We start from the raw sequence: 26402 nt of genomic DNA, 5'->3' as shown, positions 1-26402 counted from the left end.
GACGCAAGAAGCGGTCCGCCAAGCATAAGCCGCAAAACAAGAAAGCCGGCACACATTGCTGCGTGCCGGCTCCAATCGCATCACGCGACAGAGAAACTCACCGCGCAATCACACCGTATCGAACGGCAGCTTGCGATGCCGCTTGCCCGTCAACGCAAACACCGCGTTGGCCACAGCTGGCGCAATCGGCGGCGTACCAGGCTCACCCAGACCAGTCGGGTTGTCTTCCGACGGCACGAAGAACACGTTCACCGGCGGCGCGTCCGGCATGCGCACGGGCGGATAGTCGGGGAAGTTGCTGTTCTTGGTTGCACCGTTCTCGATGTCGATGGCAAAGCCCGGGGCGATCATCGCCAGGCCAAACACGCAGGCGCCTTGGATCTGCGCTTCCGCACCCATCGGGTTGACCACACGGTTGGCGTGCACGCCGGCTGTCACGCGATGCACGCGCGGCTTGCCCTTGTCGACCGAGACCTCCACCACATACGCCACAACGGACTCGAACGATGCATGCACCGCCACGCCCCAAGCCTGGCCCTTGGGCAGCTTGCGCTTGCCATAGCCGGACTTGTCGACGGCCAGTTGCAGCGCGGCGCGGTGGCGTGCGTGCTCCTTGTCGTTGAAGCGCGCCAGGCGGAATGCGACCGGGTCTTGCTTGGCGGCGTGCGCCACCTCGTCGACCATCGTTTCCATCACGAACGCCGTATGCGTGTGACCAACCGAGCGCCACCACAGCACCGGCACTTCCACGTCGGGATGGTGCACCGTCAACTGCATCGGAAAGCCGTAGTCGTTCTCGATCACGCCCTCGACCATCGTGCTGTCGACGCCGTTCTTGACCATGAACGCCTCGAACGGCGTGCCCTTCAGGATCGACTGACCGACGATCACGTGATTCCAGCCGACCACCTTGCCGCTGTTGTCGACACCCACGTCCACGCGGTGCAGATGCATCGGACGGTAGTAACCGCCGCGGATGTCGTCTTCACGGCTCCAGATCACCTTGACGGGGCCATTGTGGCCGGCTGCCGCGTAGGCCTTGGCCACGTTGGCGGCTTCCATCAGATAGTCCGAGGTAGGCACCGCGCGCCGGCCAAAGCCGCCACCGGCCATCATCGTGTTCAGCTCGATCTTCTCGGGTGGCACGCCCAACACCTTGGCGATCGCGCCCTGGTCGATGGTCTGGAACTGCGAGCCGACCCACACCTTCGCACCGCTGATCTTGCCACCGGCGCTCTGCACGTCGATCGTGCAGTTCAATGGTTCCATCGGCGCGTGGGCGAGATACGGAAACTCGTAGTCGGCCTGGATACGCTTGGGCGCAGATTGGATTGCACTGACATCGGCAGGCTTGGCCACCGTGCCGGGCTGACCGGCGAGCTTCTTGTACTCCGCCATCAGCGCAGGCGTGGACACCTTCGAGCCGGCGTCTTCCCAACTCACCTGCAACGCGTCGCGGCCCTGCTTGGCCGGCCAGTAACCGTCTGCGATGACGGCCACGCCCGTGCCGCCCCGGTCCGTCGGGATCTGCAGCACATCGACCACGCCCTTCACAGCCTTGGCCGCTGCGGTGTCGTACTTGGCCACCTTGCCGCCAAAGCGCGGCGGGCGGGCCAGCACGGCCACCTTCATGTTGGGCAGGCGCGTATCGATGCCGAACTTGAGCGAGCTGTCGAGCTTGGCGCGCGCATCCAGGCGCGGCGTGGGCTTGCCGACAATACGGAACTGCGACGGGTTCTTCAGCGTGACCTGCGCCGGCACCGGCAGTGCCATCGCGGCTTGTGCCAGTTCACCGTACGTGGCGCGGTTGCTGCCCGAGGTGATCACACCATCGGCCGTCTGGCACGTGGAAGGATCCACCTTCCAGCGCTCCGCAGCGGCCGAAACCAGCATGGCGCGTGCACGCGCACCCAGCTCGCGGTATTGCTGGAACGAATGATTCAGCGCGGTGGAGCCGCCCGTCATCTGGATGCCGAAACCGGGGTCCTTGTACGGATCGCCCGCCGGCGCGAGCACACCACGCACGTTGCGCCAGTCAACGTCGAGTTCTTCAGCCAGCGCCATCGGCAATGCGGTATGCACGCCCTGGCCGAACTCGAGACGATTGACTGCTACCGATACAGTATTGTCCGGCGCGATGATGATGAACGCCTGCGGCGGCGAAGGCGGCTTGGCCTTCGCGTCCTGTGCGCCTGCCAGCACCGGCGCAATACCAAGTGCAAGACCGCTGCCGGCCAGCGACGTGAGCTTCAGAAAGCTACGGCGATCCAGTGTCGCCGCACCCGCGTCCGCAGATGCCGGTTGAGGGTGTGCGCCGCCACCCGCCAGTGCTTCAAGATTTCGAATACGCATCGTGAGTTCTCCGGTGGGGCTCAGGCCAGCGACTTGGCGGCGTCGTGAATCGCCGCGCGGATACGCTGATACGTGGCACAGCGGCACAGGTTGCCGGCCATCGCGCTATCGATGTCAGCGTCGGTCGGCTTCTTCTTGCTGCGCAGCAGACCCACCGCGCTCATCATCTGGCCGCTCTGGCAGTAGCCGCATTGCGCCACATCGTGCTTGACCCAGGCATCGAGCACGGCCTTGCCGACCTTGTCGTCGGCGATATGTTCAGACGTGGTGATCTGCTGGCCGGCCACCGCGGAGATCGGCAGCACGCAACTGCGCGTGGGCTGACCGTTCAAGTGCACGGTGCATGCACCGCACGACGCAACACCGCAACCGAATTTCGTACCAGTCAGACCGAGGTTGTCGCGCAGTGCCCAAAGCAGCGGCGTCGACGGATCGGCATCAACTTCCACCGGTTTGCCGTTGATGTTCAACGTGACCATTGTGGTGTTCTCCTTGTGGGGCATGAGGGAGTCTTACCGTTATAAAGCCTTTGATACAGCGGGCTGGCGGTATGGACGGGGTGTATTAAAGCAGGTTCGCTTACGTTTTGCTGGCGAGTACTTCACATGGGATTTCCGGCGGGACGAAGTGAATTCCTGCGGTCGGCACACGGTCCGGAGCCGTCCGAATCCCGCCCAGGCAACTTGACAACTGTCCCCATCCGCCCCCAGTATCGACAAATGCACTCCCAGCAGATCGCCCTTCTCACCGCTCAAGCCCGCACCCTCTCGTGCGTGCGCGGTCTGCTATCGCTATCCGCTTCCCTACTACGCGTGTAAGCGCGTAGACCTCTCTTTCCCCCTCGTTCCGGTGTTTGACCGGTCCGTTGCGCAACAGGCGACGGGCCTCGTGTGACGTGATCCGTTCACCGATTTGGAGCTTCGCATGCCGACCTCGATCCTGCTTTCGCTACGACTACTGACCGGTTGCCAGACCACGCGCCCGTGGCTGTCTGGCCGCCACACCCGCACCCCGAACCCGGCCACGCCGGACGCCGCACGCGCGGTCGTCCCCGACGTATGCAATCGATCTCGATCACCCAGGACACCCACACCATGTTGAAGAACCCTGCCACCAAGTACCGCCCCTTCCCCCAGATCGCCCTCGCCGATCACACCTGGCCCAGCAAGACCATCACCCGTGCCCCGATCTGGATGAGCACGGACCTGCGCGATGGCAACCAGGCCCTGTTCGAGCCCATGAACGCCGAGCGCAAGATGCGCATGTTCAAGATGCTTGTGCAGATTGGCTTCAAGGAAATCGAAGCCGCCTTCCCCGCTGCCTCCCAGACTGACTTTGATTTCGTACGCGAGCTGATCGAAGGCGGGCACATTCCCGACGACGTGACCATCGAGGTGCTCACGCAGGCGCGTGAAGACCTGATCCGCCGCACCATGGAATCGCTGCGCGGCGCCAAGCGCGCGATCATCCACGTCTACAACGCGACCGCACCGGTGTTCCGCCGCACGGTATTCAACACCGACCGTGAAGGCGTCAAACGCATTGCCGTGCAAAGCGCCAAGCTGATCCGCGAGATTGCGGAGACGATGCCTGAGACGCAGTGGACGTACCAATACAGCCCGGAAGTCTTCAGCGGCACCGAACTGGAATTTGCGCTGGAAGTCTGCAACGCGGTGACCGAGGTCTGGGACCCTAACCCCGCGCACAAGATCATCTTCAACTTGCCGGCCACGGTGGAGATGGCCACACCCAACATCTACGCCGACCAGATCGAGTGGATGCACCGCAACCTGGCACGCCGCGATTCGATCATCCTCTCCGTGCACCCGCACAATGACCGCGGCACCGCCGTGGCCGCCGCCGAGCTGGCCGTGATGGCCGGCGCCGACCGCGTGGAAGGCTGCCTGTTCGGCAACGGCGAGCGCACCGGCAACGTGGATCTCGTCACGCTCGCGCTCAACCTGTACTCGCAGGGTGTCGATCCAGAGCTGGATTTCTCGCACATCAACGACGTGGCGCGCACGTGCGAAGACTGCACGCAACTGCCGGTGCATCCGCGCCATCCGTACGTGGGCGACTTGGTGTTTACGGCGTTCTCGGGCTCGCACCAGGATGCGATCAAGAAGGGCTTTGCGGTGCAGAAGCCTGATGCGCTCTGGGAGATGCCCTATCTGCCGATCGACCCGGCTGATGTGGGCCGCGCGTACGACTCGATCATTCGCGTGAACAGCCAGTCGGGCAAGGGCGGCATCGCGTATCTGCTGGAATCGGGCTACGGCGTCGCCATGCCGCGCCGCCTGCAAGTGGAGTTCAGCAGCACCGTGCAACAACTGACCGACGAGAGCGGCCGCGAAGTCACCGGTGCGGACATCTGGGCGCTGTTCCAGCAAACCTACCTGCGCACCGATGGCGCAATCGGTTACGTGTCACACCGCTTGACCGAGCAGGACGACGGCAGCCAGCACATCCGCCTGGTGGTCAACATCGCCGACCACGAGCACATCTGCGAAGGCGCCGGTAACGGGCCGCTGGATGCGCTGGTGCATGCGTTGTCGCACGTGCTGACGGCGCCCGTGTCGATTCACCACTATGAAGAGCGCGCGCTGGGCCAGGGCGCCAACGCCGATGCCATTGCGTTTGCGGAGGTGGCCGCACCGGGCGTGGCGGGCAGCGTGTTCGGCGTGGGTGTGGATGCCAACCTGACGACGGCATCGATCCGCGCGGTGGTGGGTGGTGTGAACCGCCTGATCGCCCGTGCCGGCAAGAGCATGCTGCGTCGCGGCAACGCCGAGGCTGCCGTCGCCTGAGTTGCCTTGGGGTGCAGGTCGACCTCACGCAGTGGGGCGCCAGTTGCTAAATTGGAGAGATGCGGCCCGGGCTCGCCCCGGCCCATCCCTTCCGAAGCGCGCAAGCGTGCACGCCCACTGCCACAGGAGAACCGACATGACCACTCGTCCGACCGCGAAAGACAATGCCAAGCGTTTTGCCAGTGTGATTCAGGCGCTTCATGCTTGCCAAACCGCTTGCGAGCATTGCGCGACGGAATCCGGCAAGAACGGCCACGCTGAAACCATGGCGCGCTGCATGAGCCTGTGTACGGACTGCGCGGAATACTGCGCCATCACGCGCAGGTTCCTGGAACGCAACAGCGAATTTGCAGAGTTACTGCTGGAAGACTGCGCCGAGATTTGTAACCAGTGTGCGGAAGAATGCGATCATCACGGCCAAGGCCATTGCAGCGGCTGCGCAACCGCCTGCCGCGCCTGCATGAGCGCCTGCCTGAAAGTTGCCGGTGTTGAGGCAGCCACCGCAGAACCCACCGTTTTCTGACCCCTTCTTCAACGCATATGAAAATTGGCGAGCTCGCCCAGCGCACGGGCATCAGCATCGAGACCATCCGCTTCTATGAAGCGCAGGGCCTGCTGCCGCCGCCGGCGCGCGCCGCCAACAACTATCGCGTCTACACGCCCGAGCATGCCGAGCAACTGGCCTTCATTGCGAAGTGCCGGTCGCTTGACATGGCACACACCGAGATCCGCCGGTTGCTGGAGTTGCAATCCAACCCGCAAGCCTCGTGCGAAGAGATCAATCATCTGCTGGACGACCACCTGCGCCACGTTGAAGCGCGCATTGCGGAGCTGACCGAACTCAAGCGCCAGATCGAATCGATCGGGCTGCGCTGCACGACGGCCGCGTCCGTCGCAGAGTGCGGCGTGCTGCAGTCGCTGCATGAAGAGCCGGTTTCCACCAGCCATCATGGCCACAACCATGACCACGGAGAGGGCGAACACGCACATCGGCACATCCGCGGCGTGCATCGCTGACCTGTCTTCCCCCCTGCCGTGCACGTCACTTTGACGTGCGATACTCGCCGCATTTCACGACACGTGGGTGGGGCGGATGAAGACGAAACCGGCAACGCATTTTCTGCATCAGCAACGCATGGCGCTCGGCGCGGTCACGATGGCCGCCGCTGCGGCAACGCAAGCAGCGACGCCGTCGCGCATCACAGATGTCACGCTGTATCCGGATAGCGCCACCATCGTGCGCACCACCACCGTTACCGCTGGTGCGCGTAGTGTCGAACTAACCTGCCTTCCAACAACATTCGATGCCGACAGCCTGCGTGTCGAGGGCGATAGCGCCATCCGCGTTGGTGACGTGCGCGTCGAATCGGTGCCCAGCGAAGGCAGCGCTTGCGCAAAGACGGCCCTGGAGACACAGATCCGCACGCTGCAAGACCAGCGTGCCGCGCTCGACGTGCAACTGCAGGCGAACGCGCTATCGGCCAGCTACCTGAAGGCAGTGAGTGAGCGCACCGGCGGCGATGGGCGCGCACCCGCCACGGATTTCTCCACGCTGGGCCGCGCCACCGATGCGCTGGCGCGTAACGCGCAGGAAGTCTTCACGCGGCAAGAGCAACTGAAGAAGCGCGACGCCGAGTTGAAGGCGCAGCTCGACGCGCTGCAACGCACGCATGGTTCTGGCGCCGACACGCTGCGCACGGTCCGCATTGCCGTGGCAGCACCACGCGGTGGCGAACTACGTGTCAGCTACCAGACCTCGCGCGCCGGTTGGCGGCCGGCATATCAGGCCAGTGTGGATTCGGTACGGTCCAACGTCTTAGTCGAGCGACAAGCAACGCTTGCGCAATCAACGGGCGAAGATTGGCGTGGCGTGCGGCTGCGCTTGTCTACAGGCCAGCCGCGCAACACACCGCGCGGGCCGGAACCGTATGCATGGCAACTGAACATTCAGCCGCCACCGCAAGCGATGCCGTATCCGGCAGCACCGGTTGCTGCCATGGCGCCAGCGCCCCGAGCCAAGCTTGGCCGAAGCAACGAACAGCGGGAAGTCGACGAGGCCCCACTGTTCGAAGTCAACACCGTCCAAACCGCCTTTGCCACCGAGTTTGAAGTACCGGGCGCAGTGGAACTACCATCTGATGCGCAGAAGGTGACCTTCACGCTGGCCAGCGAAACGCTGCCCGCCAAGCTGGCCGCGCGCAGCACACCGCGCATGGACACAGCCGCTTACCTGATCGCCACCGTAGATCGCCCGCAAGGCATCTGGCCTGCAGGCAACCTGCAATTGCGCCGCGACGGCGCAGTGGTCGGCAATACGCAATGGAACCCGGCGGCCGACGATCAGAAAGTCACGCTGCCTTTCGGCCGAGATGATCTCGTAACCGTGGTGGTGGAAACACCCAAGACCTATCAACGCAGCGTGGGCCTGCTCGACAACCGCAACGAACGTCAGCTTGGCGCGCTCTATACCGTGCGCAACCGGCACCGCGATGCGATTGACGTGCAGATCCTGGAAGCCACGCCGGTCAGCCAGTCCGACGACATCAAGGTGCGCTCGACCTTCTCGCCGGAGCCCGCCAAGCGCGATTGGGAGCACCGCCCGGGCGTGATCGCGTGGGAGCAGACGATTCCGGCCGGACAGAGCACCCGCTTCTCCGCCGACTACCTCATCACCTACCCGAAGGACGCGCGCGTCACCGGCCTGCGTTGATCGCCCTCCCGTGCACGCGCTGTCGGATCGTTGCGATCAGACGCGCGTGCGCATCACCCGCAGCCCGTTGAACACCACCAGCAGGCTCGCGCCCACGTCGGCAAAGATCGCCATCCACAGCGTGGCGTCGCCCATCACGGCGAGCGCTAGGAACACGGCCTTGATACCGAGCGCCAGCACGATGTTCTGACGCAGCACCGCCACCGTGCGGCGGCTGATGCGGATGAAGCCGGCGAGTTTGCGGGGGTCGTCATCCATGATGGCCACGTCGGCCGCTTCCAGTGCGGTGGCCGTGCCGGCCGCGCCCATGGCGAAGCCGATGTCGGCACGTGCCAGGGCCGGTGCGTCGTTGATGCCGTCACCCACCATGCCGACAAAGCCATGCTGTGCGGCAAGCTCGCCCACCACGCGCTGCTTGTCGGCGGGGAGCTGCTCGGCATGGACGTTGTCGATACCAACGGTCTTGGCGATGGCCTGTGCCGCACGGCGGTCGTCACCGGTAATCATGACGGGCTGTACGCCCAGTGCACGCAGTTCTGCAATGGCCCGTGCGCTTTCCGGGCGCTCGCGGTCACGCACACCGAACAGCGCCACGGCTCCGCTCGCGTCGCACAGCGTGACGGCGGACATGCCTTCGGCCTGCAACGCCTCAGCGGCAGCACGCCAGGCTGACGTATCGAAGCCGCGTTCGGCAACGAGTGCAGCATTGCCCAGGTGCCAGCGCACACCACCCAGCGTGCCCGCCACACCACGGCCCGGCAGCACGGACAGGTCCTCAACCGAACCGGCATCCACCGCACCGTGCGCAGCCGCCGCTTGCACGATGGCCACGGCGATCGGGTGTGTGGTGTTAGCGTCGAGCGCGGCGGCCACTGCCAGCGCATGCAGGTGCGTCGCATCGGCAGTGGCGTTCAGATCCGCCACTGCGCGGCGCGTGCCACCGGGCAGCACGACAGCATCGAGCACCGGGCGGCCAGCAGTGAGCGTGCCGGTCTTGTCCAGCGCCAGCGCACGCAGGCGCCGGCCGCTTTCCAGATAGACACCACCCTTGACGACGATGCCGCGCCGGGCCGCTGCGGCCAGGCCACTGACCACCGTCACCGGCGTGGAGATCACCAGTGCGCACGGGCAGGCGATCACCAGCAGCACCAGCGCGCGATACGTCCACGTGAGCCAACCATCGGCAGTGACCAGGGGCCCGACCACGGCAACCGCCAGTGCCAGCAACATCATCGCGGGCGTGTAGATGGACGAGAACTTGTCGACGAAGCGCTGCGTGGGCGCGCGCTGCGACTGCGCCTCCTGAATGGCCCCGGCAATGCGCGCGAGCGTGCTGTCAGCCGCTGCGGCTGTGGCTTCAGCTTCGATCACGCCATCGGTCACGATGGTGCCGGCGAGGATGGTGTCGCCCACGGTCTTCTCTACCGGCAGGCTCTCGCCGGTGACGGGCGATTCGTCCAGTGCGGCGCGGCCGCTGACGATGCGTGCATCCACTGGCACACGGCTGCCCGTGCGTACACGCAGGCGCGCACCGATGGCGACCGTTTCGACAGCCACATCGCGCCAGCCGCCATTGCCATCCGTCAACTCTGCGGTGTCGGGGGCGATGGCGGTCAGTGCGCGCACGGCATCGCGAGCACGCACCAGCGCTCGCGCTTCGATGGCTTCCGCCACGGCAAACAGGAAGATCACCATGGCCGCTTCGGCCCACTTGCCGATCAGCAGCGCGCCGATCACGGCCACCGCCATCAGGAAGTTGATGTTGAACGTGAGCGCACGCACGGCAATCCAGCCCTTGCGCAGCGTCGGCCCGCCAGCCAGCGCGATGGAGGCGAGCGCCAGTGCCAGCACCGGCCAGGCGTGATCGCCCAGCGACCAGGCGATGGCCTCGGCGCCAAACGCCGCCACGCCACCGACACCCAGCAGCCAGGTGCGGCGTGAGATGCCGGTGGGCTCGGCCACCCCAGCGGCGGCGCGGTCATGCGCTTCCAGCACTTCGCCATCCATGCCGATGGCACGCAGCGCCTCCAGGAACGGCGTCACGTCGTCAACGGTGTGGTGGATGGTGAGGTGGCGCTCCAGCAGGTTGAAATCCAGCGCGACCACGCCGTCGGCGCTGCCCAGCTTGGCGCGGATCATGCGCTCTTCGGTCGGGCAATCCATCTGCTGGATGCGGATCTTCGTACGGCCCTTGGCACGAGCGAGCGCGGCGGCATCCACAGGCGCGACGGGCGCTACGGCTTCCCGCGCGTGGCTGTGATCATGATCGTGTGCATGGTCGTGATCATGTGCGCCATGGTCATGCGTCTTGTGGGAGGTCTCTCGAACGACTGGGTGGTCATGGCCACAGCAACCGCCGCAACCGGACGCTTCCGGCTTGGCGGCGTGGTCGTGGGAAGGCAGGGCGGAGGCGAGATCTGGTTTCATGCCTCCATTCAAAACCCTGAAGAAGCTTCAGGGTCAAGCCCTCATCTCAAATGGGGCTTTTGCTCCACTCGGTGACGATGGCGCGGACTTCCGGCCAATCGCCCAGGCCCGATTCGGCATTGATGTGGCCGCGTGCGCCCAGATCGATCGGCGTCGCGCCCCAGGCTTCAGCTTGGCCGCGGCTCCAGGCGGCATCGCTGAACGGGTCGTTGGTACTGAAGATCAGGGTGGCGGGAAACGGCAGGCGCTGCTGCGGCACCGGTTGGAAGTCAGCCAGCTCGGGCGGCGAATCTTCACGGCCGAGCTGCGGCGGCGCTACCAGCAAGGCGCCGCGCACGCGCGCTGCGTGGGCGGAGGCCGCAGCCCAATGCGCCGTGAGCACGCAGCCCAGGCTATGCGCCACCAGTACGACGTCGCCCGGCGCGGCATTCACGGCAGCATCCAATGCGGCTACCCAGTCGGCACGTTGGGGCGTGAACCACTCGCGCTGTTCAACACGATGATCCCCATGCAGGCGCTCCCAGCGCGATTGCCAGTGCTCGGGGCCGGAGTTCTGCCAGCCGGGCAGGATCAAAACAGTCGGGGCAGTGCTCATAGGGTCTCCAGCATCGGGTTGGAACGCGCCACATTCTGCCGCGATTTGGTGGGCGGTGCCTGCGTCACTTATCGACAAGACAGCACAATTCATCCAAATATTCTGTTTCACAGGCAGATCAGCAGCTTCTACAGTCGTCCATCAACAAATCCCGCCAACAGGGATTCCGATTCCAAGCACTCGGAGGAGACCATGCTCGCATTGCTCGGGCTGCTGACCATCGTCGCGCTGTTTATCGTCATCCTGACGAAACGCATGTCGCCGCTGGTTGCGCTCATCGCCATTCCCGTCATTGCTGCGCTTGTGGGCGGCTTCGGGCTCAACACCAGCAAGTTCATCATCGGCGGCATCAAGGATGTGGCGCCCGTGGCGGGGATGTTCATCTTCGCCATCCTGTACTTCGGCATCGTCACGGACGCCGGCATGCTGGACCCGATCATCGACCGCATCCTGCACACCGTGGGCAGCCGGCCGCCGCGCATCGTGGTGGGCTCCGCACTGCTGGCGCTGCTGATTCACCTGGATGGCTCGGGCGCGGTGGCGTTCCTGATCACCATTCCCGCCATGCTGCCGCTGTACGACCGGCTTGGCATGGACCGCCGCATCCTGGCGTGCGTGACGTCGATGGCGTGCGGCGTGAACTTCCTGCCGTGGACGGGGCCGATGATCCGTGCCTCCGCCTCGCTGCACATGCCGGTGACGGACATCTTCAACCCGCTGATCCCGGTGCAGATCGTGGGCCTCGTCTTTGTGTTCGTGTGCGCCTGGCTGCTGGGCAAGCGTGAAGAAAAGCGCCTGGGGCTCGCCAACCATGGCGGCGCCACGCAAGTCGTCGCCCGCCCGCTATCGGATGCCGAACAAGCACTGCGCCGCCCGCGCAATTTCTGGATCAACCTCATCCTCACCGTCGTCGTGATGGGCGTGATGGTGAGCGGCAAGGTCGACCCCGTGGTGATGTTCATGCTGGGCGTGGTGGCCGCGCTGCTCATCAACTACCCGAATGTGGATCAGCAACGCCAGCGCGTAGACGCCCACGCCAAGGCCGCGCTGATGATGGCGAGCATCCTGCTGGCGGCAGGCGTGTTCACCGGCATCATGAGTAAGTCCGGCATGCTCACAGCGATGGCGAAGACGGCGGTGGACTTCATTCCGCCCGCCATGGCGCACCACATTCCGGTGGTACTGGGCGTGCTGTCAATGCCGCTGTCGCTGCTGTTCGATCCGGATTCGTTCTACTTTGGCGTGCTGCCAGTGGTGGCTGAAGCTTCGAAGATGCTGGGCGTCGCTCCCGTGCACGTGGCGCAGGCTGCCGTGCTCGGCCAGATGACGACGGGCTTCCCGGTCAGTCCGCTCACGCCGGCAACCTTCCTCGTGGTCGGCCTGTGCGGCATCGATCTGGCGGACCACCAGAAATTCTCGATCCCATTCCTGTTTGGCGCCACGCTGCTGATGACGGTGGCGGCTGTGGTGCTGGGCGTTCTTCCGTGGTGATGGTATGAAAAAACTACGCATCGGCGGCGGCGCCGGCTACTCGGGTGACCGCATCGAACCCGCGCTGGAACTGGCAGAGCACGGCGACATCGACATACTGATGTTCGAATGCCTGGCTGAGCGCACCATCGCGCTCGCACAACAGGTGCGTCGCAAAGACCCGTCGCATGGTTATGACCCGCTACTGGAAGCGCGCATGCGTGCCGTGCTGCCGGCATGCGCCGCGCGCGGCATCCGCGTCGTCACCAACATGGGTGCGGCCAATCCGCAAGCCGCTGCGGAACGCACGCGCGCCATCGCCCGCGAACTGGGCCTCCAGCTACGCGTGGCAGCCGTCACCGGCGACGATGTCTTCGATTTGCTACAAGCGCGCGGCCACGACTTCACGTTGATGGACGGCGGTGCACCCATCGCGTCGCTCGGGACACGCATGGTGTCAGCCAATGCGTACCTCGGCGCGCAAGGCATCGTCGATGCGCTGGCGCAAGGTGCCGATGTCGTCATCACCGGGCGCGTGGCGGACCCTGCGCTGGCACTCGGGCCACTCGTCCACGCATTTGGATGGCGCATGGACGACTGGCACCGCATGGGCTGCGGCACGCTGGCCGGGCACCTGCTCGAATGCGCGGGGCAGATCACGGGCGGCTACTTTGCCGACCCGGGTGTGAAGGACGTACCCAACCTCGCACGCCTCGGCTTCCCCATTGGGGAAATCGGTGAAGACGGTTCCGTGCTCATCACCAAGGTTCCTACCGCCGGCGGCCTCGTCACCGAGGCCACGTGCAAGGAGCAGTTGCTATATGAGATCCACGACCCGGCGCGCTACCTCACACCCGATGTCGTGGCGGATTTTTCCAACGTGCGCATGCGCACCGATGGCAAAGATCGCGTCGTCATCGAAGGTGCAACGGGCACGCGGAACACCGGTCAGCTGAAGGTCTCGATCGGCTACCTCGACAGCTACATCGGCGAGGGCCAGATCAGCTACGCCGGCCCCAACGCGGTAGCACGCGGCAAGCTCGCTCTCGACATCGTGCGCGAGCGCTTGGCGCTCACGGGTGTGCAGATGACCGAGATGCGCTTCGAGTTGATCGGCGTGGATGCATTGCACGGCGCCGCGCTGTCGCGCACCGATGCCGAACCGTATGAAGTGCGTGTACGTGTGGCCGCCCGCACCGAATCAATGGCCGAAGCCATCCGCATCGGCAACGAAGTCGAAACACTGCTGACCTGCGGCCCCTCCGGCGGCGGCGGCGCGACCAAGAGCGCGCGCGAGATCATCGCCGTGGCGTCGACGTTGATTCCCGCTGAACTCGCCCCACACACCGTGCACATTCTGGAGAGCTGACATGACCCGCATCCTCCGCGACCTCGCCCACACCCGCGCCGGCGACAAGGGCGACATCTCGTGCCTGTCCGTCATCGTGCATCGCGCAGAAGACTTTGCCGTACTGGAACAGCACGTGACGGCCGAGCGCGTGCGCGCGCATTTCGCCGAACTCGTCCACGGCGATGTCGAACGCTACGTGCTGCCGCAACTTGGCGCGCTCAACTTCGTGCTGCACGGCGCGCTGGCCGGTGGCGTGACGCGCTCGCTGGCACTGGATGCGCATGGCAAGTCGCTGTCGAGCGCGCTGCTCACGCTAAGGATTCCCGACTAAGATGCGCCCATCGCTCTATGGGAGATGCAAATGAAGTTCGGATACACCATCGTGTATGTGCCAGACGTTCCGGCATCGCTGGCATTCTTTGAAGCCGCGTTTGGGTTTGAGCGCCGCTTCCTGGCAGAAACGAACGATTACGGCGAACTCGAAACCGGCGCCACAACGCTCGCCTTTGCCGCGCGCGAACTTGCCGAGTCGCACTCGCCCGCAGGGTTCGTCTATGCGAGCCAGTCAGACAAGCCTCTCGGCATCGAACTGGCCTTCGTGACGCCTGACGTCGGGGCCGCGCATCGTCATGCGATGGCCACCGGCGCGACGGAGATCGCGGCGCCGCAAGTCAAACCCTGGGGCCAGACCGTCTCCTACGTGCGCTGCCCCGACGGCACACTCGTGGAACTCTGCACACCCGTCGGCTGACCACAACGGGCGCCGCGGCTTGGTATGAACCTCTCCGTCAAGCAACTCCGCGCCTTTGCCGCACTGCGCGAGCACAAGAACTTCACGCAGGCGGCGCAGACCTGCCACCTGTCGCAGTCGGCCTTCAGCGCACTGATCCAGAACCTGGAGGCCGATGCCGGCGTGCGCCTGTTCGACCGCAACACGCGCCACGTTGAGCTGACACCCGAAGGCGAAGCCTTTGCCGAATCCGCCCTGCGTCTGCTGGCCGATTTTGAAGCCACCTTTGCTGAACTGCGCGACCGCGCGGCCGCACGCACCGGACGCGTCACCGTGGCTGCGCTGCCATCGATTGCGGCAGGCATCCTGCCGGGCGTGCTGGCAGATTTTTCTGCGCGGCATCCGGGCATTCAATTGGCGCTGCACGATCAGCTGTCTGACCCATGCATCGACATGGTCCGGCGCGGTGCGGCGGACTTCGCCATTGCCGCCATCGGTGCAGACATGGCCGGGCTGACAGCACAGCCGTTCTGCACGGACGACTTCCATCTCGTCTGCCACCAAGATCACCCGCTCGCGCGCAAGCCGATGCTCGGTGTGGGCGATCTCGTCGATGCGCCGTTCATCCACCTCGCACGCAACACGAGCATCCGGCAGTACCTCGATGCAGCCCTGCACCCGACCAAGCTGCGCAGCGGCATGGAGGTCGAGCACCTGGCCACCGCAGCCGCGCTGGCGGCGGCCAACCTGGGCATTACCGTCATCCCCGCGCTGGCGTTGTTCCAGTTCCGCTTGCCGGAGCTGGTGGTGCGGCCGCTGCCACTACCCGGGCTGGTGCGCACGCTGTACGTGATTCGCCGCGATGGACGCAGCCTGTCCGTGGCGGCGCAGACGCTACTGGACTTGCTGCTGGCCCACCCCGTACACGCCGACAGCGAGGCTTGAGGCAACTTGACGCTACGCAAACGCGTGCGCGCAGCAAGCGTGGCGGCGTCAACCGAGGCTGCTACAGTGGACTCATCTTCATGTCCGGAGCGCCCCCATGTACCAACGCATCCTCGCCGGTTTTGACGGCAGCCAGGAAGCACGGCTCGCTGTTGATCAAGCTGCGGCACTTGCCCAGGCATTCGGCGGCCAGGTCCGCGTGGTATGGGCGATCGGCTCGCCAACCATGCCGGAGTCGCGCGAAATCTACAGCGTCGACAAGCTGCGCGACACCGAACACCAAACCGCTGACCACTCCCTGGCCGAACTGCAACGAACGCTGGAAGGCGCCGGCGTTGCCGTCGAAACCGGCATCCTGATGCTCGACTCCACCGACGACGACATCGGCAACGCCCTCGAGCACGAAGCCGTGCGCTGGCAGGCCGACACCATCGTGGTCGGCTCGCACAACCGCAGCGGGCTGTCGCGCATCCTGCTGGGCAGCGTGGCCGAACGCACGGTCAAGCTGTCGCGCCGCACCGTCATCGTGGTGCGTGCACAGCACCCCGATCACACGAGCGGCTGAAGCAGCACTTTCATTTGAATCGGTATCGAATCGGCATACTATGCAACTTGTTGCATAGTGATAGGTGCTGTGCTATGTTGCCTCCACGCTGATGCAATCTGTTGCACTTCCTGTTCAGGAGACACCGTGACCCAACCGATTCCTACCGCGCTGTCCACTCAATCGCAAGCCACGCTCACCGCCTGGCATGCCATGCTTGAGAGCGGCGACATGGACGCACTCGACGATCTGTTCGCCGACGAAGTCGTCTTCCGCTCGCCCGTGGCACATACGGCTTACCCGGGCCGCACTGCCACCACGCTGGTGCTGCGCACCGTCAACACGGTCTTTGAAGACTTCCAGTACCACCGCAGCTTCGCCACGGATGATGGTGCGAGCGTGGTGCTGGAATTCAGCGCCAACGTGAGCGGCAAATCGCTCAAGGGCATCGACATGATCCGCTTCAATGCGAGCGGCAAGATTGTCGAATTCGAGGTGATGGTTCGCCCGGCAACCGGCCTGCAGGCACTCGGCGCGGCCATGGGTGCCAAGCTGGCCGACAAGCTCGCGCTGCTCAAGGCCGAGGCCTGAGCCTCCGCGTCGCCCCCCCCTTCCTGATTCCATAACGATTTCCAACGGAGACTGCCATGTCGCTGCCCCCGATCCTGCAAAACCGCCTGTCCGTGCCCGTGGTGGGCTCGCCGCTGTTCATCATCTCCAACCCTGACCTCGTGATCGCGCAGTGCAAGGCGGGCGTGGTCGGCTCGTTCCCGGCGCTCAACGCACGCCCGGCCGAGCTGCTGGAAACCTGGCTGCAGCGCATCACCACGGAGCTGGCCGAATACGACGCGCAGCACCCGGACAAGCCGTCGGCGCCGTTTGCCGTCAACCAGATCGTGCACAAGTCGAACGACCGCCTGGAGCACGACCTGGCACTGTGCGTGAAGTACAAGGTGCCCATCGTCATCACCTCGCTGGGTGCGCGTGAAGACGTGAACCAGGCCGTGCACAGCTACGGCGGCATCGTGCTGCACGACGTGATCAACAACAAGTTTGCCAAGAAGGCGATCGAAAAAGGCGCGGATGGCCTGATCGCCGTGGCCGCGGGCGCGGGCGGCCATGCGGGCACGACGTCACCGTTTGCGCTGATCCACGAGATTCGTGAATGGTTTGACGGCCCGCTGCTGCTGTCGGGCGCGATCGCCAACGGCAATGCCATTCTGGCAGCGCTGGCTGCCGGTGCAGACTTGGCCTATGTCGGCTCGGCCTTCATTGCCACCGAAGAAGCCAACGCGATCGAAGGCTACAAGCAAGCCATCGTGGAGAGCACTGCCAGCGACATCGTCTACACGAACCTGTTCACCGGCGTGCACGGCAACTACCTGCGCAAGAGCATCGAGGGCGCGGGCCTGGACCCGGAAGCCCTGCCGGAATCGGACCCGAGCAAGATGAACTTCGGCTCGGGCGGCGGCGCGAAGGCCAAGGCGTGGAAGGACATCTGGGGCGCCGGCCAGGGCGTGGGCGCAGTCAAGCGCGTGGTGCCGGCGGCGGAACTCGTCAAGCGCTTTGCCGAGGAGTTTGAAGTGGCGCGCCGCCGCTTGAACAACATCGAGGCGCTGCGTGCCCCGGTGGATAACAAGGCGACGGTTTAAGTCTTAAGCCGTCACAGAGGCTGGCTCCAGCAACGGCAGCACATCGTCTGCCCACGCGAGCCAGCCTTCTTCGTAAACGATGCCGCGTTGAAGCACCGCGTGCTGCAACCGCTGCGCACGCGAGAGATCCGCGCGCGCAAAATCACGCTGCTCGATCTCGCGGAAGGTGTTCAGGCGGGTGCGGTGCTGCTCGATCAGGCGCTGCATTTCGTCGGCAAAACCGAGCGGGCCGATCACGGCATCGGCGCGCAGCTTCACCAGCACTTCTTCGCGGTTGTCCGACGATACGGTCGGCTCCAGCACCCAGCGCGCGAGTTCTTCTCGGCCCGGTGGCAGCACGGTGTACGTCTTCTTGCGGCCGTCTTCCTCTTCTTCCACGCTCACCCAACCGGCTTCGGCCATGCGGCCAAGCTCGCGGTAGATCTGCTGGTGCGTGGCACTCCAGAAATAGCCCATCGACTTGTCAAAGCGGCGGGCTAGCTCGTAGCCCGACGAGGGTTTTTCCAGCAAGGAGGTCAGCAGTGCGTGTTGGATGGACATGAGCGAGATGACGTGAGCTTGCGTTGTTCCATCGACCGGGTGCCAGGCACCAGCGGCCAATGCGATCTGCGAACTTTACAGAACAGTGGAGGACGCGTCATGCACTGTTTGCCGCTCACAACAGCGCTGCGCGTCACTCGGCAACCTGTGCTTGCATGAAGTCCTGCGCAGCTTGTACCAGCCACGTCCGCAACGCTTGCAACGGTGGATAGTCCGTCCGGCTGGTGGGCCACGCGAGGTAGTAGCGCTCTGCGCTTTCCATCTCGGGCACGTGGGGCAACGCGCGCACAAGGTCGCCCTGCTGCAACTCGTGGGGGATCAGAAAGCGCGGCAGCAGTGCCACGCCCAAGCCTGCAACGGCAGCCTGCGCGGCGGTGGCGAACTGGTCGAACAACATGCCTTGCGCGTCTGCCCTGTCCACGTGATCGACCTGATGGCTGGCGAACCAGCGCGACCAGGCATCGGGGCGCGAAGCCAGGTGCAACAGCGGCGCGCGCAACAGATCGTGCGGCTGCGCAAAGTCGTAGCGGGCCAGCAGTGCCGCGCTGCAGGCGGGGACGACGGTTTCGCTCATCAGCAAGGCGAGCTCCGCACCGGGCCAATCCGGCGGGCCGAAATGGATGGCCGCATCCACCGCCTCCAACTGAAAGTCGAACTGCGACAGCCGCGTGGTCAGGTTGATGGTGATGCCGGGGTGCTGGTCAAAGAACTGCGGCAGGCGCGGCGCCAGCCAACGGGTACCGAAGGTGGGCAGGATGGCCAGATTCAAGCTGCCGCCCTGCGGGTTGGCGTGCAAGCCCACCGTGGCGCTGGCAATGCGCATCAATGCGCCACGGATCTCCTCCGCATACGCCTGGCCCGCTGGGCTCAGGCGCACGGTCTGGCGTTCGCGCACAAAGAGTTCTGCCCCAAGGCGGTCTTCCAGCGCGCGAATCTGGCGGCTGACGGCGCTTTGCGTCAGGTGCAGCTCTGCGGCGGCGGCCGTAAAGCTCTGGTGGCGCGCGGCGGCCTCAAACGCACACAGCAAGGACATCGGCGGCAAAAAGCGGCGTGACGGGAACATGGCGACCAGCGAGAGGCGATGTGTACATCGGGGGAGTTCATTCTATTTTGGAATGAACTATGCCCGGATTATCGTTTGACTGGCGCACAACCTCCAGCCCAATATCACTCCAACCTTGGCAAACCCGATCCAGTCATGAGCGCAACGCATCAACCCCAGGCCGCAAACTTCGTCCAAGCAGATGACATCCGCACGCGCTTTTCGCGCGCCATGTCGGCCATGTACCGCGAGGAAGTGCCGCAATACGGCACCCTGGTCGAACTGGTATCCGACATCAACGCGCACGTACTGAGCGCCCAGCCCGCACTGCACACGCAGATGGCGCAATCGGGCGAACTGGAGCGGCTGGATGTGGAGCGCCACGGCGCCATCCGCGTTGGTACGGCGGCTGAGCTAGCCACGCTGCGCCGTCTGTTTGCCGTCATGGGGATGGAGCCCGTTGGCTACTACGACCTGTCGGTGGCCGGCGTGCCCGTGCACTCCACGGCATTTCGCCCGGTGAGCGATGCGGCATTGCTGGCCAACCCGTTCCGCGTGTTCACGTCGTTGCTGCGGCTTGAGCTGATTGCCGATGCGGCCCTGCGCGACAAGGCCGCGGCCATCCTGGCACGCCGCCAGATCTTTACGCCCCGCGTGCTGGAATTGATCGCCCAGTGCGAGGCCGACGGCGGTCTGGCCGACGCAGATGCCGACGCCTTCGTACGCGAGGCGCTGGAGACCTTCCGCTGGCACAGCACCGCCACGGTCGACGCAGACACCTACCGCGCGCTGCAAGCCGCTCACCGCCTGGTGGCCGACGTGGTGTGCTTCCGCGGCCCCCACATCAACCACCTGACGCCGCGCACGCTCGACATCGACGCCGCGCAAGCCGCCATGCCCGCGCGCGGCATGGACGCGAAGGACGTGGTGGAAGGCCCGCCGCGTCGCGACTGCCCCATCCTGCTGCGCCAGACCAGCTTCAAGGCGCTTCAAGAGGCGGTGCGCTTCACAGACAATGCCGGCGCCCACACGGCGCGCTTTGGCGAGATCGAACAGCGCGGCATCGCCCTCACGCGCAAGGGCCGCGCGCTGTACGACCAACTGCTGGCCGAGGTGCGTGACATGGGCAGCGCCGGCAGTGCCGCGCCGGACTATGAAGATCGGCTGGCGCAGGTGTTCCGCGCCTTCCCCGACACGCATGACGCACTGCGTGCGCAAGGGCTGGCGTTCTATCGCTACACGCTCACCGCTTCGGGCCGGGCGCAGGCTGAAACAACGGCGGCCGATGCCTCGTTGGATGCACTGCTGGCCAAGGGCTGGGTCCAAGCCGCCCCCATCACGTATGAAGACTTTCTGCCGGTAAGCGCAGCGGGCATCTTCCAATCCAACCTGGGCGGCGAAGAGCAGAAGCAGTATCAGGCCCATGCCGCACAGCAGGCGTTCGAGACCGCGCTGGGTGCGCGCGTACACGATGAGATCGCACTGTACGAAGCGGCTCAGCAACGCTCCATCGATCAGGTGTACGCCATGCTGCGCGGCACCCCCGTTGCGGATGCTGCATGACTGACATCGCCATGCCGGCCTTTGCCGCCGTGTTCGCACAGCCTGCCGGCTCGCCCATCCGCGAGCTGTTTCCGTACCTCAGCCAACCGGGGATGATCTCTCTGGCGGGTGGCTATCCGTCGCCCAGCCTGTTTGACGCGGAAGGGCTGGCGCAGGCCGCCGCCCAAGCCATGGCGGGCGATGCGCAGACCCTGCAGTACGGCGCCACCGAAGGGCTGCCGGTTCTTCGCACCGCACTCGCTGCATTGATGCGTGAGCGCGGCATTCAAGCCAGTGCCGAACAGATGATGGTGACCACAGGCTCGCAGCAAGCATTTGACCTGCTGGTCCGCGTGCTGATCGAACCGGGGGATACGGTGCTGGTGGAAGTGCCGGCCTACCCCGCCACGCTGCAAGCCTTGCGCCTGGCGCAAGCGCGCATCGTGCCCGTGCCGATGGATGACCACGGCCTGCAAACCGATGCGCTGGCCGAGCTGTTACGCCAGTCGCCCGCCGCGCAGCGCCCCAAGCTGCTCTACACGGTGCCGAACTTCTCCAACCCGCGCGGCACGCTGCTCTCCGCCGAGCGGCGCGAAGCGCTGGTGCAACTCGCCTGTACGCACGGCTTCTGGGTGGTGGAAGACGATCCCTACGGCGAACTGCGCTTCAACGCCCCGGACATGGAGAACGGCAACACGCCGCCCATGCCTCCAACGCTGCGCACGGTGGGCGACCGGTTGTCTGCAGGCGGTGTGAATCCGGTGGTGTACCTCTCCAGCCTATCCAAGACCGTCGCCCCTGCGCTGCGGATCGGCTGGATGCTGGCCGACAGCAGCCTGCTGCGCCGCTGCACCATCGCCAAACAGACGGTGGATCTGTGCACCTCTCCACTGGCGCAGATGGTGGCAGCCCGCTACCTGGAAAGCGGGCGCTATCCGGCCACGGTGCAGCGCGCCCGCATTGAATATCAGCGGCGCATGCAGGCCTTGGTGCAAGGCATCGCCACGCAACTCGATGGCCACGTGCATTGCGCGGCGCCGGCGGGCGGCATGTTCGTCTGGGCGACGTTCGCGCAGGCCATCGACCCGCAAGCGCTGTTTGATGCCGCCGTGTCGCAGCAGGTGCTGTATGTGCCCGGCAAGGCGTTCTATCCGGACAACGCACAGCTCCACACGATGCGCCTGTCATTCGCCGCGCCCGAGGTGCCGCAGATCGAGCAGGCCGTGCAGCGTCTGGCTGCGGCCGTGGCGCTGGCCATGCGCTGACATTGCCTGATATTGCCCTTGGGCAGACAACCTTCATCGCTGTTGCCATGACACCCGACAACCTGATCTCCACCTTGCTCGGCATCGTGGGCGCCGCCCATGTCCTGACCGGCGACGCCTGCGCCGAATACGAATCCGATTGGCGCCAGCGCCTGCACGGCAAGGCGCTATGCGTGGTGCGCCCCTGCAGCACGGCGGAAGTGGCCAACGTTGTGCGCGCATGCGCCCAAGCCGGCGTGTCGATCGTGCCTCAGGGCGGCAACACCGGCCTGGTGGAAGGCTCGGTGCCCGATGCCAGCGGCGAACAGATCGTCCTGAGCCTGCGCCGCATGCAGACCGTGCGCGCCATTGACGCCGCCAACATGACGGTCACGGTGGAGGCCGGCTGCGTGCTCCAGTCGCTTCAGGAAGTGGTGCACGAGGCGGGCCTGCTCTTCCCGCTGAGCCTGGGTGCGGAAGGCAGTTGCACCATCGGCGGCAACCTGGCGACCAATGCCGGCGGCACGCAGGTGGTGCGCTACGGCAATGCGCGCGAGTTGTGCCTGGGGCTGGAAGTCGTGCTGCCTGACGGGCAAATCCTGGAGAGCCTGCAAGGCCTGCGCAAGGACAATACCGGCTACGACCTGCGCAACCTGTTCATCGGCAGCGAAGGCACGCTGGGCATCATCACGGCGGCCACGCTGCGCCTGTATCCGCAACCCGCCGCGCAATTGACGGCGTGGGCGGCCGTGCCTTCGCTGGAGGCGGCCACAGCGTTGCTGGCCTTGTCGCATCGGCATCTGTCGGCCGCGCTCACGGGCTTTGAAGTCATGGGGCAGGAAGGGCTCAGGCTGGTTGACACGCACTACCCGCATCTGCGTGTGCCGATGTGGCGTGAGACGCCGTGGTGCGTCTTGCTGGAAGCGTCCGACAGCGAATCCGAAGCGCACGCCAGGGCGCAGTTTGAACACCTGCTAGAGACCGCGATGGAAGACGGCATCGTGACCGACGCCATCATCGCGGAGAACATCCGCCAGGCGCATGACCTGTGGCACATCCGCGAGAGCATCACCCTGGCGCAGGCAGCCGAGGGGCGCAACATCAAGCACGACGTGTCGGTGCCGATCTCACGCATCCCCGAGTTTGTGGCGCAGACCGACGCGCAGCTACTCGCGCTGGTGCCGGGGCTGCGCCTGATCAACTTCGGGCACCTGGGCGATGGGAACCTGCACTACAACGTCCAGGCGCCGGTGGGTGCAGATGCGGCGGCGTTCGTTGCCGCGCATGAGGCTGCGATTGGGGATGCGGTGTACCAGTCCGTCCACCGCTTTGGTGGTTCGATCTCTGCAGAGCACGGCATTGGCACGCTCAAGCGCGACCACCTTCCCCACTACAAAACACCGGTGGCCCTGCAGTTGATGCGCACCATCAAACAAGCGCTCGACCCGCAGGGCCTGATGAACCCGGGCCGCGTGCTCGCATAGACCCAGCACGCTCGCCAGATCAGATGGCGCGATAGGTATCGCTCACGGCCATGGAATGCATGGGGCGCCGCAGCGTCGGATCAAACGGGTTGATCAGCGTGGACAGTCGGTTGGCCTCGCGCAGCAGGATGTCGTACACGATGGGCAGGCGGTCTGCGCTCAGACGGTTGGCGAGCGTGCCGACCGACAGCGCAGCAACCACGTTGCCATTGCGGTCGAACACCGGCACCGCTATGCCGGCATTGCCTTCGAGCAGCCCGTCCGTCTTGGCGCTGTAGCCCTGTTCGCGGGCTTTCCTGACCTCGGAGCGCAGGTAGACCTCGTCATACACGCTGTAGTGCCGGATGCGTGGCAGGTTGTAGCGCAGCACCTCCTCCTGCTCGGCCTCGGGCAGGTGCGCCAGGATCACCAGTGCCCCCTGGCCCACGCCCAGTTCCACCCGGCCGCCCACGTCGCCCGTGAAAGTGCGGATGGGGTACTGCCCCTCCACGCGGTCGAGGCACACCGCATCAAAACCCGAACGCACCAACAGCAACACCGTGTCGCCCAGGCTGGCATTCAGGCGCAGCAGGGCCGGCCGCGCCACGGAGCGCAGATCGTTCACCGCGCCCGCCTGGGCCGCCAAGCAGAACAAGTCCAGGCTGAGCCGATAGAGCTTGTTCTGCTGATCCTGCTCGACCATGCCTTCCTGCATCAGGCCCTGCAGCAGACGGTGCGTCGTAGCGGGGGTCATGCCCAGTGTCTTGGCCAGGTACGTAACACGCACACCTTGGTGCTGCTGCTCCGCGATGGTGCGCAGGATCTGGAAGGTGCGGTGCATGGCGCTGCGCTGATGCGCATCGTCGTCGGAATCGAAGGACATGAAGCTGGAATGGAGTGAATTTGCTTGATCGATTGTATTCCGTTGATCGGAATAAATACGAGAAATATTCCAACTACAGCGTATACACCTAGGTTAAGACGATGTTTTGGCACGCATGTTGCAATAGCATATCCATATTGTTCAGATACCGAAGTCTGGCGACGCCCCCAGTCGCAAAGGATGTCCGATGAGCTTTCTGCGCCTCAACCATGTCTCCAAGCAGTACGGCGACCTCCGGGTGGTTCAAGACTTTTGCCTGGACGTCCACAAGGGCGAATTTGTCTCGCTGCTGGGCCCGTCGGGCTGCGGCAAGACCACGACCCTGCAGATGATTGCGGGTTTTGCCGAGGTATCCGAAGGCACGATCGAGCTGGACGGCAAGAACATCACCCGCACCCGCGCCAACGCGCGCGGCCTGGGGATCGTGTTCCAGACCTACGCACTGTTCCCGCACATGACGGTGCGCGAAAACGTGGAATTCGGCCTGGAGATGCGCAAGTGCCCTGCAGCGGAACGCCGCGAGCGCGCCATGCAGGCGCTGGCGCTCGTGCATCTGGACAAGCACGTTGACCGCTACCCGCGCGAACTGTCCGGCGGGCAGCGCCAGCGCGTGGCCCTGGCACGTGCACTGGTCATCAAGCCGCCGGTGTTGCTGCTGGACGAGCCGCTGTCCAACCTCGACGCCAAGCTGCGCGAAGAGATGCAGTTCGAGCTGCGCGAGATCCAGCGCAAGGTCGGCACGACCACCATCATGGTCACGCACGATCAGGCCGAAGCCATGTCGATCAGCGACCGCGTAGTCGTCATGGAAGCGGGGCGCATCACCCAGGTGGATACGCCGCTGGCGGTGTACGAGCACCCGCGCAACGCGTTCATCTCCACGTTTGTCGGCAAGGCCAATCTGCTGCATGCCTCGGTGGTGTCCGGCAACGATGGCGAGGTGTGTGCCGCTGTCGGGTCCGTTCAGGTGGCACTGCCGCCGGGCGCGTCCGTGGGCACCAAGGTCGTGCTGGCGCTGCGCCCCGAGAAGATGACGTGCACCGCCGACGGCTCCGGCCGCTGCGAAGGCCGCGTGACCGAGCGCTTCTTCCTCGGCAATCAGTGGATGTACACCGTCGACACGCCGCTGGGCGCGATGCTGGTGTCGGCCGTCAACGACGGCGCCGCGCCCTGCGACGTGGGCCAGACCGTGGGTGTGGATTGGCAGGACCGCTACGTGCGCGTAATCGGTACTGGGGAGGCGGCATGAGCCGACGACCAACCTGGGCGCCATGGAGCATGACCGGCCCCGCGCTGGCCCTGTTCGCCGTGATGCTGTTCGTGCCGCTAGCGTTGAGCGTGATCCTGTCCTTCAACGTCTTCGATGCGGACAAAGGGCCAATCCCGGGCACCTTCACGTTCGCGCACTACCTGCACGTGGTGCAGGACCCGTACTACTACGAAATCTTCTGGCGCACGCTGCGCGTCTCGGCGCTGGTGACGCTGGTGTGCATCCTGATCGGCGCGCCCGAGGCCTACATCCTGAGCCGGATGCGCAAACCCTGGCGCTCGATCTTTCTGCTCGTGATCCTGGCGCCGCTGCTGATTTCGGTGGTGGTGCGCGCATTCGGCTGGAGCATGCTGCTCGGGCCCGAAGGCTTGATCAACGCCGCGTTCAAGGCCATCGGCATCGGCTCGGTCAAGCTGCTGTACAACGAGACGGCCGTGGTGATTGCGCTGGTGCACGTGATGCTGCCGTTCATGGTGATCCCGGTGTGGACGTCGCTGCAGAAGCTCGACCCGTGGGTGGAGAACGCCGCGCTCTCGCTGTCCGCCTCGCACTTCACCACCTTGCGCCGCGTGGTGCTGCCGCAGGTCATGCCGGGCATTCTGTCGGGCAGCCTGATCGTGTTCGGTCTGTCGGCCAGCTCGTTCGCCATTCCGGGCCTGCTGGGCGGGCGCCGCGTGAAGATGGTCGCCACGCTCATCTACGACGAATACCTGAATGAACTCAACTGGCCGCTGGGCGCGGCCATTGCGCTAATCCTGCTGGCGGCCAACCTGATCATCATGCTGGGCTGGAATCGCATGATCGAAGGCCGCTACAAGAAGACGCTGGGTTGAAG

Annotated in this window: 24 protein-coding genes; 17 read left to right on the top strand and 7 right to left on the bottom strand. The window is 65.0% G+C overall.

Annotated features, from left to right (window positions below; translation table 11 throughout):
* Positions 1-108 precede the first annotated feature (108 nt).
* Both ACS13N_RS22810 and ACS13N_RS22805 read right to left on the bottom strand, forming a co-directional pair.
* The gene (locus ACS13N_RS22810; protein WP_438933873.1) at positions 109-2352 is read right to left on the bottom strand and encodes a molybdopterin cofactor-binding domain-containing protein; all 2244 of its coding nucleotides are present in this window, start codon (positions 2350-2352) and stop codon (positions 109-111) included.
* 20 nt (positions 2353-2372) lie between these two features.
* The gene (locus ACS13N_RS22805; protein WP_438933872.1) at positions 2373-2831 is read right to left on the bottom strand and encodes a (2Fe-2S)-binding protein; all 459 of its coding nucleotides are present in this window, start codon (positions 2829-2831) and stop codon (positions 2373-2375) included.
* Between the two features lie 615 nt (positions 2832-3446).
* On the opposite strand from ACS13N_RS22805, the gene leuA reads away from it, so the two are divergent.
* The 4 genes from leuA to ACS13N_RS22785 all read left to right on the top strand — a co-directional run bounded on the left by leuA (position 3447) and on the right by ACS13N_RS22785 (position 7869).
* Complete coding sequence (gene leuA, locus ACS13N_RS22800; protein ID WP_438933871.1) at positions 3447-5159, top strand: 2-isopropylmalate synthase; 1713 nt, start codon at positions 3447-3449, stop codon at positions 5157-5159.
* Between the two features lie 136 nt (positions 5160-5295).
* Entirely contained in the window at positions 5296-5682 is a 387-nt protein-coding gene (locus tag ACS13N_RS22795) for a four-helix bundle copper-binding protein (RefSeq protein ID WP_438933870.1), read from the top strand.
* A 17-nt stretch (positions 5683-5699) separates the two neighbouring features.
* Positions 5700-6176, top strand: coding sequence for a Cd(II)/Pb(II)-responsive transcriptional regulator (gene cadR, locus ACS13N_RS22790; RefSeq protein ID WP_438933869.1), 477 nt, complete (start codon positions 5700-5702; stop codon positions 6174-6176).
* A gap of 76 nt (positions 6177-6252) precedes the next feature.
* Complete coding sequence (locus ACS13N_RS22785) at positions 6253-7869, top strand: DUF4139 domain-containing protein (protein WP_438933868.1); 1617 nt, start codon at positions 6253-6255, stop codon at positions 7867-7869.
* 36 nt (positions 7870-7905) lie between these two features.
* On the opposite strand, the gene ACS13N_RS22780 is transcribed toward ACS13N_RS22785, so the two are convergent.
* Positions 7906-10296, bottom strand: coding sequence for a heavy metal translocating P-type ATPase (locus ACS13N_RS22780; protein WP_438933867.1), 2391 nt, complete (start codon positions 10294-10296; stop codon positions 7906-7908).
* Between the two features lie 46 nt (positions 10297-10342).
* Positions 10343-10891, bottom strand: a complete 549-nt coding sequence (locus ACS13N_RS22775) for an RBBP9/YdeN family alpha/beta hydrolase (RefSeq protein ID WP_438933866.1) — start codon at positions 10889-10891, stop codon at positions 10343-10345.
* Between the two features lie 192 nt (positions 10892-11083).
* On the opposite strand from ACS13N_RS22775, the gene ACS13N_RS22770 reads away from it, so the two are divergent.
* The 8 genes from ACS13N_RS22770 (at position 11084) to ACS13N_RS22735 (ending at position 17583) form a co-directional block, all read left to right on the top strand.
* Positions 11084-12382, top strand: a complete 1299-nt coding sequence (locus tag ACS13N_RS22770; RefSeq protein WP_438933865.1) for a CitMHS family transporter — start codon at positions 11084-11086, stop codon at positions 12380-12382.
* A 4-nt stretch (positions 12383-12386) separates the two neighbouring features.
* Positions 12387-13730, top strand: a complete 1344-nt coding sequence (locus ACS13N_RS22765) for an acyclic terpene utilization AtuA family protein (protein WP_438933864.1) — start codon at positions 12387-12389, stop codon at positions 13728-13730.
* 1 nt (position 13731) lies between these two features.
* Entirely contained in the window at positions 13732-14043 is a 312-nt protein-coding gene (locus tag ACS13N_RS22760) for an AtuA-related protein (RefSeq protein ID WP_438933863.1), read from the top strand.
* Between the two features lie 30 nt (positions 14044-14073).
* Positions 14074-14463 carry a VOC family protein gene (locus ACS13N_RS22755; protein WP_438933862.1) on the top strand — a complete coding sequence of 130 codons (390 nt, stop codon included), beginning with the start codon at positions 14074-14076 and terminating at the stop codon, positions 14461-14463.
* Between the two features lie 24 nt (positions 14464-14487).
* Positions 14488-15387 (top strand): LysR family transcriptional regulator, encoded by a 900-nt coding sequence (locus ACS13N_RS22750; protein ID WP_438933861.1) that lies wholly within the window; start codon positions 14488-14490, stop codon positions 15385-15387.
* Positions 15388-15484: 97 nt separating this feature from the next.
* The gene (locus ACS13N_RS22745) at positions 15485-15952 is read left to right on the top strand and encodes a universal stress protein (protein ID WP_438933860.1); all 468 of its coding nucleotides are present in this window, start codon (positions 15485-15487) and stop codon (positions 15950-15952) included.
* 126 nt (positions 15953-16078) lie between these two features.
* Positions 16079-16522, top strand: a complete 444-nt coding sequence (locus ACS13N_RS22740) for a nuclear transport factor 2 family protein (protein ID WP_438933859.1) — start codon at positions 16079-16081, stop codon at positions 16520-16522.
* Between the two features lie 56 nt (positions 16523-16578).
* On the top strand, positions 16579-17583 hold the full coding sequence (locus tag ACS13N_RS22735; protein ID WP_438933858.1) for an NAD(P)H-dependent flavin oxidoreductase: 1005 nt from the start codon (positions 16579-16581) through the stop codon (positions 17581-17583).
* Between the two features lie 3 nt (positions 17584-17586).
* Here the strand turns inward: ACS13N_RS22735 and ACS13N_RS22730 are convergent, their stop codons facing one another.
* Positions 17587-18123 (bottom strand): PadR family transcriptional regulator, encoded by a 537-nt coding sequence (locus ACS13N_RS22730; RefSeq protein ID WP_438933857.1) that lies wholly within the window; start codon positions 18121-18123, stop codon positions 17587-17589.
* 133 nt (positions 18124-18256) lie between these two features.
* A complete protein-coding gene (gcvA, locus tag ACS13N_RS22725) occupies positions 18257-19186 on the bottom strand; it encodes a transcriptional regulator GcvA (RefSeq protein ID WP_438933856.1) in 930 nt (309 codons plus the stop codon).
* A 135-nt stretch (positions 19187-19321) separates the two neighbouring features.
* On the opposite strand from gcvA, the gene hglS reads away from it, so the two are divergent.
* The 3 genes from hglS to ACS13N_RS22710 are packed head-to-tail and all read left to right on the top strand — an operon-like array spanning position 19322 to position 23435.
* Positions 19322-20728, top strand: coding sequence for a 2-oxoadipate dioxygenase/decarboxylase HglS (hglS, locus tag ACS13N_RS22720; protein WP_438933855.1), 1407 nt, complete (start codon positions 19322-19324; stop codon positions 20726-20728).
* The gene (locus ACS13N_RS22715) at positions 20725-21972 is read left to right on the top strand and encodes a PLP-dependent aminotransferase family protein (protein ID WP_438933854.1); all 1248 of its coding nucleotides are present in this window, start codon (positions 20725-20727) and stop codon (positions 21970-21972) included. Before hglS ends, ACS13N_RS22715 begins: the two co-directional genes overlap by 4 nt.
* Positions 21973-22019: 47 nt before the next feature.
* Complete coding sequence (locus ACS13N_RS22710; protein WP_438933853.1) at positions 22020-23435, top strand: FAD-binding oxidoreductase; 1416 nt, start codon at positions 22020-22022, stop codon at positions 23433-23435.
* 19 nt (positions 23436-23454) lie between these two features.
* Here ACS13N_RS22710 and ACS13N_RS22705 read toward each other — a convergent pair whose 3' ends face one another.
* Positions 23455-24297, bottom strand: a complete 843-nt coding sequence (locus tag ACS13N_RS22705) for an IclR family transcriptional regulator (protein ID WP_438933852.1) — start codon at positions 24295-24297, stop codon at positions 23455-23457.
* Positions 24298-24484: 187 nt separating this feature from the next.
* On the opposite strand from ACS13N_RS22705, the gene ACS13N_RS22700 reads away from it, so the two are divergent.
* Together ACS13N_RS22700 and ACS13N_RS22695 are read left to right on the top strand one after the other, a co-directional pair.
* A complete protein-coding gene (locus tag ACS13N_RS22700) occupies positions 24485-25546 on the top strand; it encodes an ABC transporter ATP-binding protein (RefSeq protein WP_438933851.1) in 1062 nt (353 codons plus the stop codon).
* Positions 25543-26400: an ABC transporter permease gene (locus ACS13N_RS22695; RefSeq protein WP_438933850.1), complete on the top strand. Its 858-nt coding sequence runs from the start codon at positions 25543-25545 to the stop codon at positions 26398-26400. The genes ACS13N_RS22700 and ACS13N_RS22695 overlap by 4 nt, the downstream gene beginning before the upstream one ends.
* The last annotated feature ends 2 nt before the right edge of the window (positions 26401-26402 follow it).

This window comes from Ralstonia sp. 24A2, from assembly GCF_051783885.1.
GTDB lineage: Bacteria > Pseudomonadota > Gammaproteobacteria > Burkholderiales > Burkholderiaceae > Ralstonia.
The sequence above is the reverse complement of the archived record's forward strand: the minus strand, read 5'-3'. Positions and strand labels throughout refer to the sequence as shown.

Coding starts and splice junctions, on each gene's coding strand:
- ACS13N_RS22810 (WP_438933873.1), bottom strand. CDS start 2,352: ATGCGTATTCGAAATCTTGAAGCACTGGCGGGTGGCGGCGCACACCCT.
- ACS13N_RS22805 (WP_438933872.1), bottom strand. CDS start 2,831: ATGGTCACGTTGAACATCAACGGCAAACCGGTGGAAGTTGATGCCGAT.
- leuA (WP_438933871.1), top strand. CDS start 3,447: ATGTTGAAGAACCCTGCCACCAAGTACCGCCCCTTCCCCCAGATCGCC.
- ACS13N_RS22795 (WP_438933870.1), top strand. CDS start 5,296: ATGACCACTCGTCCGACCGCGAAAGACAATGCCAAGCGTTTTGCCAGT.
- cadR (WP_438933869.1), top strand. CDS start 5,700: ATGAAAATTGGCGAGCTCGCCCAGCGCACGGGCATCAGCATCGAGACC.
- ACS13N_RS22785 (WP_438933868.1), top strand. CDS start 6,253: ATGAAGACGAAACCGGCAACGCATTTTCTGCATCAGCAACGCATGGCG.
- ACS13N_RS22780 (WP_438933867.1), bottom strand. CDS start 10,296: ATGAAACCAGATCTCGCCTCCGCCCTGCCTTCCCACGACCACGCCGCC.
- ACS13N_RS22775 (WP_438933866.1), bottom strand. CDS start 10,891: ATGAGCACTGCCCCGACTGTTTTGATCCTGCCCGGCTGGCAGAACTCC.
- ACS13N_RS22770 (WP_438933865.1), top strand. CDS start 11,084: ATGCTCGCATTGCTCGGGCTGCTGACCATCGTCGCGCTGTTTATCGTC.
- ACS13N_RS22765 (WP_438933864.1), top strand. CDS start 12,387: ATGAAAAAACTACGCATCGGCGGCGGCGCCGGCTACTCGGGTGACCGC.
- ACS13N_RS22760 (WP_438933863.1), top strand. CDS start 13,732: ATGACCCGCATCCTCCGCGACCTCGCCCACACCCGCGCCGGCGACAAG.
- ACS13N_RS22755 (WP_438933862.1), top strand. CDS start 14,074: ATGAAGTTCGGATACACCATCGTGTATGTGCCAGACGTTCCGGCATCG.
- ACS13N_RS22750 (WP_438933861.1), top strand. CDS start 14,488: ATGAACCTCTCCGTCAAGCAACTCCGCGCCTTTGCCGCACTGCGCGAG.
- ACS13N_RS22745 (WP_438933860.1), top strand. CDS start 15,485: ATGTACCAACGCATCCTCGCCGGTTTTGACGGCAGCCAGGAAGCACGG.
- ACS13N_RS22735 (WP_438933858.1), top strand. CDS start 16,579: ATGTCGCTGCCCCCGATCCTGCAAAACCGCCTGTCCGTGCCCGTGGTG.
- ACS13N_RS22730 (WP_438933857.1), bottom strand. CDS start 18,123: ATGTCCATCCAACACGCACTGCTGACCTCCTTGCTGGAAAAACCCTCG.
- gcvA (WP_438933856.1), bottom strand. CDS start 19,186: ATGTTCCCGTCACGCCGCTTTTTGCCGCCGATGTCCTTGCTGTGTGCG.
- hglS (WP_438933855.1), top strand. CDS start 19,322: ATGAGCGCAACGCATCAACCCCAGGCCGCAAACTTCGTCCAAGCAGAT.
- ACS13N_RS22715 (WP_438933854.1), top strand. CDS start 20,725: ATGACTGACATCGCCATGCCGGCCTTTGCCGCCGTGTTCGCACAGCCT.
- ACS13N_RS22710 (WP_438933853.1), top strand. CDS start 22,020: ATGACACCCGACAACCTGATCTCCACCTTGCTCGGCATCGTGGGCGCC.
- ACS13N_RS22705 (WP_438933852.1), bottom strand. CDS start 24,297: ATGTCCTTCGATTCCGACGACGATGCGCATCAGCGCAGCGCCATGCAC.
- ACS13N_RS22700 (WP_438933851.1), top strand. CDS start 24,485: ATGAGCTTTCTGCGCCTCAACCATGTCTCCAAGCAGTACGGCGACCTC.
- ACS13N_RS22695 (WP_438933850.1), top strand. CDS start 25,543: ATGAGCCGACGACCAACCTGGGCGCCATGGAGCATGACCGGCCCCGCG.